The sequence below is a fragment of the Streptomyces sp. NPDC056580 genome, from assembly GCF_042793175.1.
Classification (GTDB): Bacteria; Actinomycetota; Actinomycetes; order Streptomycetales; family Streptomycetaceae; genus Streptomyces.
In genome coordinates, this window is the sequence record NZ_JBHTVE010000017.1 from 139,183 (window position 1) to 159,453 (window position 20,271).

Below are 20,271 nucleotides of genomic sequence, written 5' to 3' on the forward strand. Positions count from 1 at the left end.
GACGACCATGACGTCTTCGACCCCTTCGCACCCCTCCGGCTCCCCGCGTCCCGGCCGCCCGTCCCGCCAGGACCGCGCCGAGGCCCTGCCCGACGAGATGCGCGAGGCGCTGCGCCGGCGGCTCGCCGGCCGGGCCGGCGGCTCGTCCCCGGCCGCCCGCCCCGGCATCCCGCGCGCCGACCGGGACCGCCCGCTGCCGCTGTCGTTCGCGCAGCAGCGCCTGTGGTTCCTCGACCGGCTGCGGCCCGGCGACGCCCGCTACAACAGCGCGGTCGCGGTCCGTCTCACCGGCGCCTGCGACCACGAGGCCCTGACCGCGGCGCTGACCGCCGTCGTGGCCCGGCACGAGGCCCTGCGCACCACCTTCGAGGAGACCGACGGCCGCCCGGTGCAGCACGTGCACCCGGCGGGCCCGGTGCCGCTGCCGGTCCGTGCCGCGGGCGACCTGGACAAGGACCTGCTGGCGGAGTACTCCCGGCCCTTCGACCTGCGGCACGGGCCCCTGCTGCGCGCCCTGCTGCTGCGCGAGTCCGCCGCCTCGCACGTCCTGCTGCTGACGGCCCACCACATCATCACGGACGGCTGGTCGATGGGCGTCGTCCTGGACGAGCTGTGCACCGCCTACGACGCCCTCGCGCACGGCGCCGAACCGGAACTGCCCCCGGTTGCCACGCAGTACCCGGACTTCGCGGTGTGGCAGCGCGACCGGCTCTCCGGCGCCCGCCTGGAGGGCGAACTCGCCCACTGGAAGGAGAGACTGACCGGGGCGGTGGCGCCCGAGCTGCCCCTGGACCGGCCGCGGCGCGGCGAGGAGGCGGGAGAGGGCGCCGTCCACGCCTTCGCCGTACCCGCCCGCGTGACCAGCCGGCTGCGCGACCTCGCCAGGGAGCGGCACAGCACCCTGCACACCGCCCTGGTCGCCGCCGCCCAGGCGCTGCTGGCCCGCTGGTCCGGCCAGGACGACGTCACCGTCGGCTCCCTGACGCCGGGCCGGTCCCGCACCGACCTGGAAGGGGCCGTGGGCTTCTTCGTCAACACCGTCGTGCTGCGCACCCCGGTGGACGCCTCCGGATCCTTCCGCGACCTGCTGGCGGCGGCGGCCCGGACGGTGGGCGACGCCTTCGCCCACGGCGACACGCCGTTCGAGCGGATCGTCGAGGCGGTGGCCGCGCCCCGCGAGGCCGGCCGCAACCCGCTGTTCGACGTGATGGTCCTGCTGCACCCCGACCCGCCCGCCGCCACCGCCCCGCGCGGGCTCGCCACCACCCCGGTCACCGTGCCCCGGCAGGCGGCCACCTTCGACCTGAGCATCGAGTTCGTGCCCGACGGGGACGGCCTGACCGGCCTGCTGGAGTACCGCACCGACCTGTTCGACGCGGCCACCGCCGAGCGGCTGGCCGGACAGTTCCTGCGCCTGCTGGAAGGCGCCTGCGACGCCCCCGACCGCCCGCTGGGCAGCCTGCCCCTGCTGTCCGGCGAGGAGACCCGGCGGGTCGTCCACGACTGGAACCCCGCCCCGCTGCCCGCCTCCGACACCACCCACCCCGAGCTGTTCGAGCGCCGCGCGGCCCGGACCCCGGACGCGCTCGCCCTGGTCGCGGGCGGCGAACGCCTGGACTACGGCACGCTCAACGCGCGCGCCAACCGGCTCGCCCACCACCTCATCGCCCAGGGCGCCGGCCCCGAACGGCTGGTCGCGCTCCGCCTGCCGCGCACCGCGGACATGATCGTGGCCCTGCTCGCGGTCTGGAAGTCCGGCGCCGGCTACCTCCCGCTGGACCCCGCCCTGCCCGAGGAGCGCGTCCGGTTCCTGCTGGACGACGCCCGCCCTGCCCTGGTGCTGGACGAGGCGGCCCTGCGCGCCGTGCCCGCCACCGCCCCGGACACCGACCCCACCGACGCCGACCGGCGCGCCCCGCTGCACCCGGACCACATCGCGTACGTCATCCACACCTCCGGCTCCACCGGCCGCCCCAAGGGCGTCGCCGTGTCCCACCGCGCGGCGGCCCACCTGCTGGCCGCCCACCGGGCCGGCTTCGTCGCCGAGGCCGGCGGCGGCCCGCTGCGGGTCGCCCTCACCGCCGCCTTCTCCTTCGACACCTCCCTCGAAGGCGTGCTGCTGATGGCCGACGGCCACCCGCTGCACCTGGTCGACGAGGTCACCCGGATGGACCCGGCGGCCCTGGTCGAGTACGTCGTCGCGCACCGGATCGACTTCCTCGACGTCACCCCGTCCTACCTGCGGCAACTGCTGCCCGCCGGGCTGCTCACCGACACCCGGCACCGTCCCCGGGTCCTCATGCTCGGCGGCGAGGCGGTCGGGCCCGCGCTCTGGCGGGAACTGGCCGGCCACCCGGACGTGGCCGCCCACAACTTCTACGGCCCCACCGAGTGCACGGTCGACGCGCTGTCCTGCCGCATCGACGGCGGGGACCGCCCCCTGGTGGGCCGCCCGCTGCCCGGGGTGCGGGCGTACGTGCTGGACGACCGGCTACAGCCGGTGCCGCCCGGCGTCGGCGGCGAGCTGTACCTCGCGGGCGCGCAGCTCGCCCGGGGCTACGCCGGCCGGCCCGGCCTGACCGCGGCCAGGTTCCTGGCCGATCCGTTCGGCGGCCCGGGGGAGCGGATGTACCGCACCGGCGACCTGGCCCGCTGGACCGCCGACGGCCGCCTCGACTACCTCGGGCGCGCCGACGACCAGGTCAAGGTGCGCGGCCACCGCATCGAGCCCGGCGAGGTCGAGGCCGCGCTGCTCGCGGTGCCCGGCGTCGCCGCGGCCGCGGTCCTCGCCGTGCCCGACCCGCACGGCCACAACCGCCTCGCCGCCTACGTCGTCCCGGCGCCCGGCGCGCCCCGGCCCGCCCCCGCCGACCTGCGGGCGGCCCTGCGCCAGGTGCTGCCCGACGCCCTGGTGCCGTCCTCGTTCACCACGCTGGAGGCACTGCCGCTGACCACCAGCGGCAAGCTGGACCGCCGCGCCCTGCCGGCCCCGGAGAACACCGCCGAGGAACGGGAGTTCGTCGCCCCGCGCACCCCCGACGAGGAGACCCTCGCCGGCATCTGGGCCGACGTGCTCGGGGTGAGCCGGGTGGGCGCCACGGACAACTTCTTCGAGCTGGGCGGCGACTCGATCCTCAGCATCCAGGCCGTCTCCCGGGCCCGCGCGGCCGGCCTGCGCATCGGATCGCAGGACGTCTTCCGGCACCAGACGGTCGCCGACCTGGCCGCGGCCGTGTCCCGGCGCACCGCCGCCGTGCCCGCGCCGCGCCGGCGCCCGCACGAGGACGGACCCGCCCCGCTGACCCCCGTCCAGGAGTGGTTCTTCGCCACGCACGGACCGCTGCGCCACTTCAGCATGTCGATGCTGCTCGACCTGCCGTACGACCTCGACGAGCGGGCCCTGGACCGGGCGCTGGACGCCGTGGCGGCCCGCCACCCGGCCCTGCGCACCCGCTTCACCCGCGACGCCGGCGCCTGGCGGCAGCACCCCGGCGCCGGCCCGGGCACCGGACTGCTTACCCGCCACGCCCCGGGGACCCCGCCCGAAGAGGCCGCGGCGGCGGCCCGCGCCGCCCTGGACCCGGGCGCCGGCGCACTGCTGCGCGCCGCCCTGCTGACCGGCGGGGAACGCCCGCGGCTGTTCCTCACCGCCCACCACCTGGCGGTCGACAGCGTCTCCTGGCGGGTGCTGCTCGCCGACCTGGAAAAGGCCTACCGGCAGGCGGCGGCGGGCGAGGACCCCCTGCTGGAACCCGAGCACACCCCGTTCGCCGACTGGGCGCACACCCTGGCCGGCCGGGTCTGGGCCGGCGACCTGGACGACGACCTCGCCCACTGGACCGGGGAAACCGCGCTGCCGCGCACCCCGCTCCCCGTCGACCTGCCCGGCACCCCGCTCGCCGGGACCGTGCGCACCGTCCGCACCCGGGTGGACCGGGAGACCACCGAGGCCCTGCTGCGCCGCGTGCCGGGCGTGTACCGCACCCAGGTCAACGACGTGCTGCTGAGCGCGCTCGGCCGGGTGCTGGCCGACTGGACGGGCGCCGACCGGGTGACCGTCGCCCTGGAGGGCCACGGCCGGGAGGAGGACCTGGCCGAGGGCGCCGATCTGTCCCGCACGGTCGGCTGGTTCACCACTCAGTACCCGGTCACCCTGGCCCCGGCCGGGCCGGACGACTGGGGCGCCACCCTGAAGTCGGTCAAGGAGCGGCTGCGTGCCGTGCCCCGCCGCGGCCTGGGCTACCAGGCGCTGGGCCACCTCGGCTCGCCCGGCCCCGGAGCCCGCGCCCTCGCCGAACGGCCGCTGCCCGAGGTGTGCTTCACCTACCACGGCCAGTGGGAGGCGCCCGCCGGGGGCGACTTCGCGCCGGTCGCCGACGTACCCGGCCGGGACATGGACCCCGGCGCGCCGCTGGACCACCTGCTCGACGTGTCCGCCCTGGTGGCCGGCGGCGAGCTGGAGATCACCTGGCACTACAGCGACCAGGTGCACCGCGAAGGGACCGTCCGGGACCTGGCCGACGGCATGGTGCGGGCGCTCGCCGCCATCGCCGGGCACTGCGCCCGCCCCGGCGCGGGCGGCCGCACCCCCTCGGACTTCCCGCTGGCCCGCCTCGACCAGGCCGGCGTGGACCGACTCGTGGGCGACGGCCGGGACGTCGAGGACCTGCTGCCGCTCACCCCGCTCCAGGAGGGCATGCTCTTCCACCGGCTGGTCGGCGGCCCCGACGACGTGTACGTGGACCAGGCCGCGCTGCTGCTGGACGGGGTGAGCGACCCCGGCGCCCTGGCCCTGGCCTGGCAGCGGGTGACCGACCGCACCCCCGCCCTGCGCACCTCGGTGGTGTGGGAGGGCGTGCCGGTCCCGCTCCAGGTGGTGCACCGGCGGGCCGGCGTTCCGGTCACCCTGCTGGACTGGCGGGAGCTGGGGGAGGAGGAACGCGCCGAGCGGCTGGCGCGGCTGCGCGCCGACGACCTCGCCCGCGGTCTCGACCTCGGCGCCGCGCCGCTGATGCGGCTCACCCTCGTCCGGCTGCCCGACGCCCGTACGCACCTGCTGTGGACCTCCCACCATCTGATCCTGGACGGCTGGAGCCTGGCCCAGGTGCTCACCGAGGTGTTCGAGGAGTACGCGGCCCTCACCGCCGGCGCCGCCTCCCGGCCCCCGGCGCGCCGGCCGTTCGGCGACTACGTGCGCTGGCTGGCCGGGCAGGACACGGCGACCGCGCACGCGCACTGGCGGTCCGTCCTCGACGGGTTCGCCACGCCCACCCCGCTGCCCGCCGACCGCCTCCGGCGCCCGGGGCACGAGACCCGGTCCGCCGGCGTGCACACGGCCGCGCTGTCCGACGAGGTCTCCGCCCGGCTGGCCCGCACCGCCCGGACGGCCGGGCTCACCCTCGGCACCGTGGTGCAGGGCGCCTGGGCGCTGCTGCTGTCCCGCTACAGCGCCGAGCGGGACGTGCTGTTCGGCACCACCGTCTCCGGGCGCCCCGACGACCTGCCCGGCGCTGAGTCGATGGTGGGCATGTTCATCAACACCCTGCCCACCCGGGTGCGCGTGGACGGGGGCCGGGCCGCCGCCGACTGGCTGAGGGAACTCCAGGAGGAACAGGCCGAGGCACGGCGGTTCGCGGCGGTGTCCCTCGCCGAACTGACCTCGCTCAGCGACGTGCCGGCCGGCAGCGCGCTCTTCGAGAGCATGGTGGCGTTCGAGAACTACCCCTTCGACGAGGCGCGTTCGGCCACCACCGGGATACGCCTGACGGACGTCTCCTCGCGGGACGCCACCAACTACCCGCTGGTGCTCCGGGCCTTCCAGGGCGAGCGGTTCGGCTTCGACCTCGCCTACGACCCCGAGCTGTTCGACGCGGCCACCGTGCGCGACCTCGCCGGACGGCTGTGCCTGCTGCTCACCGAGCTGGCGGACGACCCCGGCCGGCCCGTGCGCGACCTGGCCTGGACCACCGCCGGGGAACGGCGGCGGATGCTGGCCGACTGGAACGGCACCGAGGAGGGCCGGCCCGACGGCACCCTGGACGCCCTCTTCGCCGCCCAGGCCGCCCGCACCCCCGACGCCGTCGCCGTCACCTGCGGCGACGAGCGGCTCGACTACGCCGGCCTGGCGGCGCGGGCGGGCCGCCTCGCCCACCGGCTCGCCGAACTCGGCGCCGGTCCGGAGAAGTTCGTGGCCCTCGCGCTGCCCCGCTCCACCGACCTCGTGGTGGCCGTCCTCGCCGTACTGAGAACCGGCGCGGCCTACCTGCCCATCGACCCGACGCTGCCCGCGGAGCGCGTCCGGCACCTGCTCGCCGACGCCGAGCCGGTCGCGCTCGTCACCACCCGGCACGTCGCGGCCGGCCCGGACGCCCCCCGCCCGCTGCCGGACGACCACGGCCCGGACGTCCCCCGCCTGCTGCTCGACGACCCTGAGGTGCGCGCCGACCTGGCCCGCCGCCCGGCCGAGGGCCCGGCCGGGCGCGCGCTGCCCGACAGCCCCGCCTACGCCATCTACACCTCCGGCTCCACCGGCCGCCCCAAGGGGGTCGTCGTGCCGCACGCCAACGTGGTCCGCCTGTTCGGCCGCACCCGGCACTGGTTCGGCTTCGGGCCCGACGACGTGTGGACCATGTTCCACTCCTACGCCTTCGACTTCTCGGTGTGGGAGCTGTGGGGCCCGCTGCTGCACGGCGGCCGGCTCGTGATCGTCCCCGAGGACACCGCCCGCTCCCCGGAGGACTTCCTGCGCCTGCTCGCCGACGAGCGGGTCACCGTCCTCAACCAGACCCCGTCCGCCTTCTACCCGCTGATCCGCGCCGACGCCCGGCTCCGCGACGTCGGGGAGCGGCTGGCGCTGCGCACGGTGATCTTCGGCGGCGAGGCCCTCGACGTCGGCCGGCTCGCCGACTGGTACGACCGCCACCCCGACACCGCGCCGCGCCTGGTGAACATGTACGGCATCACCGAGACCACCGTGCACGTCACCCACGCCGCGCTGGACCGCTCCACCGCCCGCCCCGACACCGCGAGCCCCATCGGCACCGGCATTCCCGACCTGCGGCTCTACGTCCTCGACGACACCCTGCGGCCGGTGCCGCCGGGCGCCGTCGGGGAGCTGTTCGTCGCCGGCGAGGGGCTGGCGCGCGGCTACCTGAACCGGCCCGGCCTGACCGCGGCCCGCTTCCCCGCCGACCCCTTCGGCCGGCCGGGCACCCGCATGTACCGCACCGGGGACCGGGCCCGCTGGCGGGCCGACGGCACGCTGGAGTACCTGGGCCGTGCCGACCAGCAGGTGAAGATCCGCGGCTACCGCATCGAGCCCGGCGAGATCGAGGCCGCCCTGCACAGCCACCCGGGCGTCGGCGCCGCCACCGTCGGCGTGTACGAGGACACCGCCGGGACCCGCCGGCTGGTCGCCCACGTCGTCGGCGCCGGCGACGGACAGCCCCCGTCCGCCGCCGAACTCCGCGCCCACCTCCAGGGGCTGCTGCCCGCGCACATGGTGCCGGCCGCCTACGTGCCGATGGCCGCGCTGCCGCTCACCGTCAACGGCAAGCTCGACCGGCGCGCCCTGCCCGCGCCCGGCCCGGACGGCTTCGCCGCCGACGGCACCCGGATACCGCCGCGCACCCACGCCGAACGCCTGGTCGCCGCCGCCTGGACGGACGTGCTGGACACGGACGAGGTCGGCGCCGACGACGACTTCTTCGCCCTCGGCGGCGACTCCATCCTGGCCGTCCGCGTCACCTCCCGGCTGCGCGCCGCCTTCGGCGCCGACGTCTCGCCCCGGCTGCTGTTCACCCACTCCACGCTGTCCGAACTCGCCGCCGCCCTGGGCGAACCCGGCGACGAGGACACCGCCGGCACCATCCCGGCCGCCGCGCCCGACGCCCCGGCGCCGCTGTCGTACGCGCAGCAACGCCTGTGGTTCCTGGACAAGTTCGAACCGGGCAGCACCGAGTACACGACGCTGTCCGTGCTCCGGCTGCGCGGGCCGCTCGACACCGCCGCCCTGCGCACCGCCCTGGACGGCCTGGTCGCCCGGCACGAGGCGCTGCGCACCACGTTCGCCGAACACGACGGCCAGGCCCGGCAGATCGTCCACCCGCCCCGGCCCGTCGACCTGCCGGTCACGGACCTCCCGGACGGCGCCGCCCTTGACGGCCTGCTGGACCGGGAGGCCGCCACGCCCTTCGACCTGGCCGCCGGACCCCTGCTGCGGGCCCGCCTGGCGCGGCTCACCGACGACGAGCACGTCCTCGTCCTGGCCGTGCACCACATCGTCACCGACGGCTGGTCCACCGGCGTACTCGCCCGCGACCTAGGCGAGCTCTACGGTGCCGCCCTGTCGGACCGCGCCCCCGAACTGCCCGCGCTCCCCGTCCGCTACCGCGACTTCGCCGCCTGGCAGCGCTCCCGCGCGGAGCGCGCCGAGGCCGAACTCGCCCACTGGCGCCACGCCCTTGACGGTGTGACCCCGCTGGAACTGCCCACCGACCGGCCCCGCCCGGCCGTCCGCACCCGCGACGGCGCCCTGGTCACCTTCACCCTGCCCGCCGCGCTCACCGACCGGCTGCGCGAACGGGCCCGGGAGGCCGACGCGACCCTCTACATGGCGCTGGTGGCGGCCTGCCAGACCCTCCTCGCCCGCTGGGCCGGCCAGGAGGACGTCACCGTCGGCACCGTCACCGCCGGCCGCGAGCGGCCCGAACTGCACGACGTGGTCGGCATGTTCGTCAACACCCTGGTGCTGCGCGCCCGCATCCGCCCCGGCCTGTCCTTCCGGGAGCTGCTGGCCGAGGTGCGCACCACCGTCCTGGCGGCGTTCGCCCACCAGGAGGTGCCCTTCGAGCGGGTCGTGGACGCCCTCCAGCCCGAGCGGGACACCAGCCGCACCCCGCTGTTCCAGGTCATGGTCGCCCTGCACAACCTCGGCGCCGAACCACCCCGGCTGCCCGGTCTGACGGCGCAGCCGGTCACCCCGCCGGTCCGCAGCGCCACCTTCGACCTGGCCTTCGACTTCGTGGACGGCGACGACGGCCTCACCGGGTACCTGGAGTACAACACCGGCCTGTTCGACGCCGACACCGCGATGCGGCTGGCCGGCCGGCTGCGCACGCTGCTGGAGGCCGCCGCCGAGGACCCCGGGCAGGCCGTCGGCCGCCTGCCGCTGATGACCGGCGACGAACGGAGCCAGGTCCTGCGCCACGGGCGGGGCGTCCCGCTGCCCGAGCCCGACACCACCTACCCGGCCCTGTTCGAGGCCCAGGCCGCCCGCACCCCCGGCCACACCGCCCTGGCCGCCGGCGACACCACCTTGGACTTCGCCGCGCTGAACACCCGCGCCAACCGGCTCGCCCACCACCTCATCGCCCGGGGCGCCGGCCCCGAGGACGTGGTCGCCGTACGGCTCCCGCGCACCTCCGACCTGGTCGTGGCGCTGCTCGCCGTCCTCAAGGCCGGCGCCACCCTGCTCTGCGTCGACCCCGGACTCCCCGCCGAACGGCAGGAGTTCCTCCTCGCCGACGCCCGGCCGCACACCCTGCTCACCGACCTCGACGAGGTGCCCTGGGACCGGCTCCCGGTCCACGACCCGGCCGACGCCGACCGCGTCCGGCCCCTGCTGCCCCGGCACACCGCCTACATCGTCTACACCTCCGGCTCCACCGGCCGTCCCAAGGGCGTCGCCGTCGAACACCGGCAGCTCGTCAACCTCTGCCACGACCACCGGGCCGGCCTGCTCGCCCCGCACACCGCCGGCGGACGCCGGCTGCGGGCCGCGCTCAGCGCCTCCTTCTCCTTCGACACCTCGTGGGAAGGACCGCTGCTCCTCGCCCTCGGCCACGAGGTCCACCTCATCGACGAGGACACCCGCCTGGACCCGGAGGCGTTCTGCGAGCAGGTCGCCGGCGACCGCCTCGACCTGGTCAACGTCACCCCGTCCTTCCTGCGCGAACTGACCGCCGCCGGCCTGCTCGCCCCCGGCCGCCACCACCCGGGCCTGCTGCTCGTCGGCGGTGAGGCCGTCACCCCGGCCGGCTGGCGCGAACTCCTGCGCGCCGAGACGGAACTGGGCGTCGCGGTCTACAACATGTACGGCCCCACCGAGACCACCGTCGACGCCGTCTACGGCCGCTGCGCCGACCGGCCCGACCGCCCGGTCATCGGCCGCCCCGGGGGCAACCTGCGCGCCTACGTCCTCGACGGCGCCCTGCGCCCGGTACCGCCCGGGACACCCGGCGAGCTGTACCTGGCCGGCGCCCAGGTGGCCCGCGGCTACCTGAACCGCCCCGGTCTCACCGCCACCCGCTTCGTCCCCGACCCCTTCGGGCCGCCCGGGGAGCGGATGTACCGCACCGGCGACCGGGCCCGCTGGGACCGGGACGGACTGCTTGAGTTCCTGGGCCGGGTGGACGAGCAGGTCAAGATCCGCGGGTTCCGCATCGAGCCCGGCGAGGTGGAGGCAGCCCTCCTGGACCACCCCGACGTCGCCGACGCGGCCGTCGCCGTCCGCGAACACGCCGGCCGCCTGATGCTCGTCGGCTACGTGGTGCCCGTAGCCGGCCGCGTCCCGTCCGCCGACAGCCTGCGCCTCGCACTGCGCCGCACCCTGCCCGACCACATGGTGCCCGCCGCGTTCGTCCCGCTCGACCGCATCCCCCGCACCACCAGCGGCAAGACCGACCGGCGCGCCCTGCCCGCCCCGCCGGCGCAGCCCGACAGCTCCACCCCCTACGTCGCCCCCCGGCCCGGCACCGAGGAACGCCTGGCCGTGATCTGGGCGGAGGTGCTCGGAGTCGAACGGGTCGGCGCCCGCGACAACTTCTTCGCGCTCGGCGGCGACTCCATCCTCAGCATCCAGATCGTCTCCCGCGCCCGGCAGGCCGGACTCGCCCTCACCACCAAGGACGTCTTCCGCCACCAGAGCGTCGCCGAACTCGCCCTGTGCGTCACGGAGTCGGCCCCCAGCCGGGACACGGAGGAGGAGCCGGGCGAGGCGCCGCTCACCCCGATCCAGCACTGGTACCTGGACGGCCGCGAGTCCGGCCGGCCGCTGCGGTTCACCATGACCCAGCGCCTCGAACTCGCCCCCGGCACCGGCGGACCCGCGCTCCGGGCCGCCACGGACGCGCTCGTGCGCCACCACGCCGCCCTGCGCACCCGGTTCCACCGCACCGCCGGCGGCTGGCGCCAGGAAGTCCTGCCCCAGGCGCCGGACGCCGTCTTCACCCGGCACGACGTGACCGCGCCGGACGGCGCGGCGCTGGAGGCCGAGGTCCAGCGGCTCACGGACGAGGCGCAGGCCGCCCTCGACCCTGCCGCCGGACGGGTCGTCCGCGTCCTGTTCTTCGACCGCGGCCCGGACCGGCCGGGACAACTGGTCGTCACCGCACACCACTTGGTCATCGACGGCGTCTCCTGGCGCATCCTGCTCGCCGACCTGGAGAGCGCCCACCGCGCGGCCGCGGCCGGCCGGCCCGTCGAACTGCCCCCCACCGGCGCCTCGTACAACCGCTGGGCCGCCCGGCTCGACCGGCACACCCGCTCCGGCGCCCTCGACGCCGACCTGCCGTACTGGACGAGCACCGCGGCGGCCCCGGCCGCACTGCCCGCCGGACGGCCCGGCCCGAACACCCACGGCACCGCGGACACCCTCACCGTCACCCTGGACGCGGAGACGACCGACGCCCTGCTGCGCAAGGTCCCCGAGGCCTACCGCACCCAGGTCAACGACGTCCTGCTCAGCGCCCTGGGCCGCACCCTGGCCCGCTGGTGCGGACGGGACACCGTCCTGCTCGGCGTCGAGGGCCACGGCCGGGAGGAACTGTTCGCGGACGTGGACCTGTCCCGGACCGTGGGCTGGTTCACCGCCGAGTTCCCGCTCGCGCTGCGCGTCGCCCCCGACGCCGACTGGCACGACACCCTCCGCTCGGTCAAGGAGCAGCTGCGCGCGGTGCCGCTGCACGGCCTGAGCCACGGCGCCCTGCGCCACCTGGCGCCCGGCAGCCCGCTCGCCGGGGCCCCGGCCCCACAGGTCGGCTTCAACTACCACGGCCAATGGGACACGGCCGGCGGCGGCGCCGGCGGCCTGATCCGGGGCGCACTGCCCCCGGCCGGCCGGGACACCGACCCGGACGAGCCACGTCCCTACGTCCTGGACGTCACCGGCGTGGTCCAGCACGGCCGCCTCGAACTCGGCTGGACCTACCCGCCGGCCGTCCACGACCCGGCCACCGTGCGCCGGCTCGCCGAGGACACCCTCGCGGCCCTGCGGGAGATCGTCGAGCACTGCGCCATGGCCGGGACGGGCGGCCGCACCCCCTCCGACTTCCCGCTCGCCGGACTCGGCCAGGACGAGCTGGACCGGCTCGTCGGCACCGGCCGGCACGTGGCGGACGTCCTGCCGCTCACCCCGCTCCAGTCCGGCATGCTCTTCCACGGCCTCGTGGACACCGAGCACGCCTACTTCGACCGCACGGCGGTGCGGCTGTCCGGCATCGCAGACCCGCGGGCCTTCGCCGCCGCCTGGCAGCAGGTCGCCGACCGCACGCCGGCGCTGCGCACCAGCGTGCACTGGCACGGCCTGCCGCACCCCGTCCAGGTGGTCCACCGCCGCGCCGCACTCCCCGTCACCCACCTCGACTGGCGTGCGTACACCCCCGCCGAGCGCGCGGAGGCCACCGAGCGACTGCTCGCCGACGACCGCGCGGCCGGCATGGACCTCACCACCGCGCCGCTCACCCGGCTCACCCTGGCCGCGCTGCCCGGGGACGAGGTGCTGCTCGTGTGGTCCACCCACCACATCGTCCTCGACGGCTGGAGCACCGGGCAGCTGCTCACCGAGGTCTGCGAACGCTACGCGGCGCTCACCGGCGGCCCGGACCCGGCGCCCCCGGTGCGCCGGCCCTTCGCGGACTTCCTGCGCTGGCTGCGCGAGCAGGACGAGACGGCGGCCGAACGGCACTGGGCCGACGCCCTCGCCGGATTCACCGCCCGCACCCCGCTGCCGTACGACCGCACGCCCGCCGAGGCGCACCGCGCCCGTTCCGCCGCAGCCGTCCACCACGAGCTGGCACCCGAGGTCTCCAGGCGGCTGCGGGAGACCGCCGCCCGTGCCGGAGTGACCGTCAACACCGTGGTGGAGGGCGCCTGGGCGCTGCTGCTGGCCCGCTCCAGCGGACGGGACGACGTGGTGTTCGGCACCACCGTCTCCGGCCGCCCGGCCGAACTGCCCGGTGTCGAAGGCATGATCGGCATGTTCATCAACACCGTGCCGACCCGGGTCCGCACACCCGCCGGGCCGGTGCTGCCGTGGCTGCGGGACCTCCAGGAGCGGCAGAGCGACGCCCGCCGCTTCGACTTCCTCGCCCTGTCCCGTATCCAGGCCGTCACCGAAGTCCCCTCCGGGGAGGCGCTGTTCGACAGCATGGTGGTGTTCGAGAACTACCCGGTCGACGAGTCGGCGACGGCCCGCACGGGCGTCCGGGTCGAGGAGGTGCGCGCCGACGACGCCACCACCTTCCCCTGGTGCCTCCGCGCCCACCTGGCGGAACGGCTCGGCTTCGACCTCGCCTACGACCCCGCCCTGTTCGACCACGCCACCGCCGAGCGCGCCGCGGACCGGCTGGCCGGCCTGCTCACCGCCTTCGCCGACGGCTTCGACACCGATCTGGCCGACCTGGACCTGCTCACCGCCGCCGACCGCGAGCTGCTGGCCGCCTGGAACACCACCGCCCGCAGGGCCGCCCCGAGCAGCCCGGTGCGCCTGTTCGCCGAGCAGGCCCGCCGCACACCCGACGCGGTCGCCGTCCAGGACGGCGAACGGCTGCTGACGTACCGTCAGCTCGACGAGTGGGCCCACGCACTGGCGGCACGGCTGCTCGCCGGCGGCCTGGCCCCCGAGGACCGGGTGGCGCTGCTCATGGACCGCTGCGCCGAACTGGTCGTCGCCCAGCTCGCGGTGCTCCTGGCCGGCGGCGCCTACGTCCCCGTCGACGGCCGCGCCCCGGAAGAACGCCGGCGCACCCTCCTCGACCGGGCGGGCGCGACCGTCCGCCTCACCGCCGGGGACGTGACGGCCGCACGCGACGGGGTTACGGGGGAGCGGACACCGCCCGCGGACCCCGCCGGGGTCCTCGCGGTGCCGATGCCGGACGTCGAGCCCGACCGGCTGGCGTACGTCATGTTCACCTCCGGGTCCACCGGCCTGCCCAAGGCCGTAGCGGTGCGGCACCGTGACGTGGCGGCGCTCGCCACCGACAGCCGGTTCGCCGGCGGTGTGTGCGACCGGGTGCTGCTGCACTCGGCGGTGGCCTTCGACGCCGCCACCTTCGAGGTGTGGGCGCCGCTCCTCAACGGCGGCCGCGTCGTCGTGGCCCCGGGCGACGGCGTCGACGCGGCCCTGCTGCGCCGGCTGGCCGCCCACGGCGGACTGACCGCGGTGTGGCTGACCGCCGGCCTGTTCCGGCTGCTCGCCCAGGACGCCCCCGACTGCTTCGGCGGCCTCACGCAGGTGTGGACCGGCGGCGACGTCGTGCCGGCGGCGGCCGTGCGCCGGGTGCTGGCCGCCTGCCCCGGCCTGACCGTCGTCGACGGCTACGGCCCCACCGAGACCACCACCTTCGCCACCTCCTGCGCCCTCGCCGACCCGGCGGCGGTGCCGGACACGGTCCCCATCGGCCGGCCACTGGACGACATGCGGGCGCTCGTGCTCGACGCCCGGCTGCGGCCCGTACCGGCCGGCTGCCCGGGTGAGCTCTACCTGGCCGGCGAGGGCGTCGCCCGCGGCTACCTCGGCCGCCCCGGCGACACCGCCGCCCGCTTCCTCGCCGATCCGCTCGGCCCGCCCGGCACCCGCATGTACCGCACCGGCGACCTGGCCCGGCGGCGCCCGGACGGCACCGTCGAGTTCCTCGGCCGCGCCGACGACCAGGTGAAGATCCGCGGCTTCCGCGTGGAGCCCGGCGAGGCCGAGGCCGCGCTCGCCGCCCACCCGGGCGTCGCCGACGTGGCGGTCCTGGCACGGGAGGACCGCCCCGGGGGCGCCAAGCGGCTCGTGGCCTACGTGGTCGGACCGGCCGGGCAGGACGCCGATGAACTGCGGGCCTTCGCCGCCCGCGCCCTGCCCGACTACCTCGTGCCGGCCGCCGTCGTCCCGCTCACCGCACTCCCGCTCAGCCGGAACGGCAAGGTCGACCGGGCCGCCCTGCCCGCACCGGACGCCGGGCCGGACCGCACCCGCGTCGAACCGCGCACCGAGGCCGAACGCCGTACCGCGGCCGTCTTCGGCGAGGTCCTGGGCAGCGAACCGCCGGGCGTCGAGGACGACTTCTTCCAGCTGGGCGGCGACTCGATCCTCAGCATCCGGCTCGCCTCCCGTCTCGCCGAGGCCTTCGGCGCCGACCTCACGCCGCGCGCGGTGTTCACCCATCCCACGCCGGCCGCCCTGGCCCGTCTGCTCGGCGACCGGCGGGACACCGGCCGCCCGGCACTCGTCCCGGTGCGCCGGGACGCGGTCGCGCCGATGTCCCACGCCCAGCAACGCCTGTGGTTCCTGCACGAGTTCGAACCCGATAACGCCGAGTACGTCACCGCGCTCGCGCTGCGGCTGCGCGGCACCCTGGACACCGGCGCGCTCCACGCCGCCCTCGCCGGCGTGGTGGCCCGGCACGAGTCGCTGCGCACCACCTTCGACAGCGTCGACGGGCACGGCGTCCAGCGCGTCCACCCGCCGTGCGAGGTGCCGCTGCCCGTGCACGACGTGTCCGGACTCCCCGACGCAGAACGGGAACCGGCGCTGCGCCGCCTGCTCGCCGAGGAGCGCGCCCGCCCCTTCGACCTGCGCGAGGGCCCGCTGCTGCGGGCCGGTCTCGTCCGGCTCGACGGGCAGGACCACGTACTCACCCTCGCGCTGCACCACATCGTCACCGACGGCTGGTCCACCTCCGTGCTGCTCGGCGACCTCGCCCACCTCTACCGCGCCGAACTCGGCGTCGAAACGGCGCAGTTGCCGCCGCTGCCGGTGCAGTACGCCGACTACGCCCACTGGCAGCGCACCGCCGGCGACGCCGAGGCCGGTGAGCACCTCGCCCACTGGAAGGAGCGACTCGCCGACATCGCGCCGCTGGAGCTGCCCACCGACCGGCCCCGCCCGCCGGTGCGCACCAGCGCCGGCGCCACCACCCGCCTGGTGGTGCCCGCCCCGACCGCACGGCGGCTCACCCGGCTCGCCCGGGAGCACGGAACAACCCTGTTCACCACTCTCGTCGCCGCCGCGCAGGCCTACCTCGCCCGGCTCTCCGGCACCGAGGACGTCGCCGTCGGCACCGTCACCTCCGGCCGCGACCGGCCCGAGATCCAGTCCCTCGTCGGGTTCTTCGTCAACACCCTGGTGCTGCGCTCGCGGGCCGAGGCCGAACGGCCCTTCACCGGGTTCCTCGACGACGTGCGCCGGACCGTCCTCGACGCCTTCGCCCACCAGGACGTGCCGTTCGAACAGGTCGTGGACGAGGTGCAGCCCGTCCGCGACACCAGCCGCAGCCCGCTGTTCCAGGTGATGGTCGTCCTCCAGAACACCCCGGCCGCCGCCCTCGAACTGCCGGGCCTCGACGCCACCGACGTCGAACCGGAGTCGGAGCACGCCGCGTTCGACCTCACCCTGGAGTTCGCCGAGAGCGGCTCCGGAGCCCTGCACGGCCTGCTGACCTACAACACCGACCTCTTCGACGCGGCCACGGCCGAACGGATGGCCGGACAGCTCGGCGCCCTGCTGCGTGCCGTGGCCGAGGACCCCGGCCGTGCGCTCGGCGCCCTGCCGCTGGCCTCGGACGACGAGGTGAAGGCCCTGCTGGAGCAGGGCCGCGGGACCTTCCGGCCGGTGCCCGAGAGGACCCTGCCCGCGCTCTTCGAACGGCAGGCGGCCCGCACCCCGGACGCCGTGGCGCTGATCGACAAGGACCGCGAGCTGACCTACGCCGAGGTCGACCGGGCCGCCAACCGGCTGGCCCACCGGCTCGTGCGGGACGGCGTCGGACCGGAGCGCGTGGTCGCCCTCGCGCTGCCCCGCTCGGCGGCGAGCGTGGTGGCGCAGCTCGCCGTGGCCAAGGCCGGGGGCGCGTTCCTGCCCGTCGACCCCGACTACCCCGAGCAGCGGCGGGAGTTCATGATCCGGGACGCGGGCGCCCACCTCGTCCTCGGCGACCCGGCCGAGGTGTGGTCCGCCGACGGGCCCGAGACAGCGCCCGCGGACGCCGACCGCACCACCGCGCTCACCCCCACCCACCCCGCCTACGTCATCTACACCTCCGGCTCCACCGGCACCCCCAAGGGCGTCGTCGTCACCCACCGCGGCCTGGCCTCCTTCGCCGTGGCGGCCGCCGAGCGGTACGCGGCGGGCCCCGGCGACCGGGTGCTGCAGTTCGCCTCCCCGAGCTTCGACGCCTCCGTGCTGGAGCTGTGCGTCTCCCTGCTCAGCGGGGCCGCGCTGGTGACGGGCGAGGAGGGGCCGCTGGTCGGGGAACGGCTGGCGGAGGCGCTCAGCGAACGGCGTGTCAGCCACACGCTGATCCCGCCCGCGGCGCTGGCCACCGTGGCGCCGGAGACCGCCGCCGCCCTGCCCCACCTGCGCACCCTGATCGTGGGCGCCGAGGCCTGCCCGGCCGACCTGGTGGACACCTGGGCCCCCGGCCGCCGGATGATCAACTCCTACGGCCCCACCGAGGCCACCGTGGTCGCCACCTGGACCGGCCCGCTGACCCCCGGCGCCGGCGCCCCGCCCATCGGCCGCCCCTCCGGCGGCACCCGGGTCCACGTGCTCGACGCCGCCCTGCGCCCCGTGCCGCCCGGGGTGACCGGCGAGCTGTACATCGCCGGGCCCGGTCTCGCCCGGGGCTACCTGGGCCGGCCGGGACTGACCGCCCAGCGGTTCCTGCCCGACCCGTTCGGCGCGCCGGGGGAGCGGATGTACCGCACCGGGGACCTGGTCCGCTGGACGGCCGACGGCCGGCTCCGGTTCGCCGGACGCGCCGACGACCAGGTCAAGCTGCGCGGCTTCCGCATCGAACCGGGGGAGATCGAGGCCGCGCTGCGCCGCAGCCCTCTGGTGCGGGACGCCGTGGTCGTCGTGCGGGCGGGGGAGACGCCCGGCGCGCCCGCCCGGCTCGTCGCCTACGTCGTACCGGCGGGGCCGGCCGGCGGCGGGGACGTGCCCGGCGGGCCGTCCGGCACCGGACCCGCCGCCGCACCCTCCGGCACCGGACCCGCCGCCGCACCCTCCGGCACCGGGGCCCCGGACGGCCCGGCGCCAGCCGCCCTGCCCGTCGGCGAACTCCGGCTGCACCTGGCCGGGGCGCTGCCCCCGCACATGGTGCCGTCCGTCTTCGTCCCGCTCGCCCGGCTGCCGCTCACCCCGAACGGCAAGACCGACCGGCGGGCGCTGCCCGCGCCCGGGACCGCACAGGCCGCGGACGGGCCGCGGACCGCGCCGCGCACCGACACCGAACGCCGGATCGCCGGGATCTGGGCCGACGTGCTCGGCATCGAGGAGGTCGGCGCCGACGACAACTTCTTCGCGCTGGGCGGCGACTCCATCCTGAGCATGCAGGTCGTCTCCCGGCTGCGCCGTGACGGCCTGCACGTGGCCACCCGGGACCTGTTCACCCACCAGACCGTCGCCGAACTCGCCACCGTCGTCCGCACCGCGCCCCAGCGCGCCGCCGAGGGCCCGGTGACCGGCGAGGTGCCGCTCACACCGATCCAGGAGTGGTTCCTGACCACTCCGCGCGCCGCCCACCACCACTTCAACCAGTCGGCGCTGCTGGAGCTCGACGGCGTCCCCGACCAGCGGGCGCTGCGGACCGCGCTCGACGCCCTGCTGGAGCACCACGACGCCCTGCGCATGCGGTTCACCCGGGACGAGCACGGCTGGCGGCAGTTCAACCCGCCGCCCGCCGGCGGACAGGACGTACTCGTCCGGTACGACCTCACCGGGATGGCCGCCGAGGACGCCGACGCGGCGATGGCGAAGGCCGCCGACGAGCTGCACGCGAGCTTCGACCTGGCCCGAGGCCCGCAACTGCGCGCGGCCCTGTTCACCGGCGGACCGGACCGGCCCGTGTTCCTCCTCCTGGTCGTCCACCACCTGGTGGTGGACGCGGTCTCCTGGCGCATCCTGCGCGACGACCTGGAGACCGCCTACCGGCAGGCGGTCCAGGGCGGCCCGGTCGCCCTGGGGGAGCGCGGCACCAGCTTCCGCGAGTGGTCCCGGCGTCTGGCCGCCCACGTCGCCGAGGGCGGCCTCGACCACGAACTGCCCCACTGGGAACAGGCCGTGGGCATCGAGCCGGGCCCAGTGGACCCGGACCCGGCACCCGCGGCCGGACCGGCCGCCACGGTCGCCGTGGAACTCGACGAGGACGACACCGCCGCCCTGCTGCGCGCCGCGCCCACCGCCTACCGCACCCGGGTCAACGACGTGCTGCTCGCCGCCCTCGCCCTGGCCCTCGCCCGCTGGACGGGCCGCGACCGGGTCCGCGTGGACCTGGAGGGCCACGGCCGGGAGGACCTGCTCGACGGCGTCGACCTCTCCCGCACCGTCGGCTGGTTCACCACCGTCTACCCCGTCGCCCTCCAGGTGCCCGACCCCGGCGAACCGGGAGCGGACCGCGACTGGCGCTCCCTGGTGAAGTCGGTGCGCCGCCAGCTCCGCGCCGTACCCGGCAACGGCATCGGCTACGGGGCCCTGCGCACCTTCGGCGCCCCCGGGGTCCGCGGACGCCTCGGCTCGCACGCCCACAGCCAGGTGGTGTTCAACTACCTCGGCCAGTGGGACGCGCGCCCGGAGACCGCTGAGGGCGGCCTGGTCCGCGCCGAGCACGGCTCCTTCGGGCAGGACCACGATCCCCGGGACCCCGGCTCGCACCCGGTGGAGGTGGTGGGCGCGGTGCAGCACGGCCGGCTCGCCTTCACCTGGCACCACCGGCCCGGCGTCCACGACACGGCGACCGTGCGCCGGGTGGCCGAGGAGTTCGCCGAGGCCCTGCGCCACCTCGCCCGGCACGCCCGGGGAGGCCGGTGACGACGCTCCCGCCCCGCGAGGCACCGCCCCGGCGCACCGCCCGGCACGGCCCTCGCGCCCCACGCGCCCCGACCGCCCGCCACCCGGACCCGACGACGAGGAACCGGAGCACGACCGCACACGACCGGCGACAGCCGCCGTACGGCAGACCGGCGACCGACGACAGACGACCGACGACCGACGAAAAACCGACGAGA

General features: G+C 76.6%; 1 protein-coding gene. It reads left to right on the top strand.

Features of this window, described 5'->3' with window-relative positions; all coding sequences use genetic code 11:
* The first annotated feature begins 7 nt into the window (after nucleotides 1-7).
* Nucleotides 8-20,074 carry a non-ribosomal peptide synthase/polyketide synthase gene (locus tag ACFQ9Z_RS32455; RefSeq protein ID WP_383027699.1) on the top strand — a complete coding sequence of 6,689 codons (20,067 nt, stop codon included), beginning with the start codon at nucleotides 8-10 and terminating at the stop codon, nucleotides 20,072-20,074.
* Nucleotides 20,075-20,271 lie beyond the last annotated feature (197 nt).

Coding starts and splice junctions, on each gene's coding strand:
- ACFQ9Z_RS32455 (WP_383027699.1), top strand. CDS start 8: ATGACGTCTTCGACCCCTTCGCACCCCTCCGGCTCCCCGCGTCCCGGC.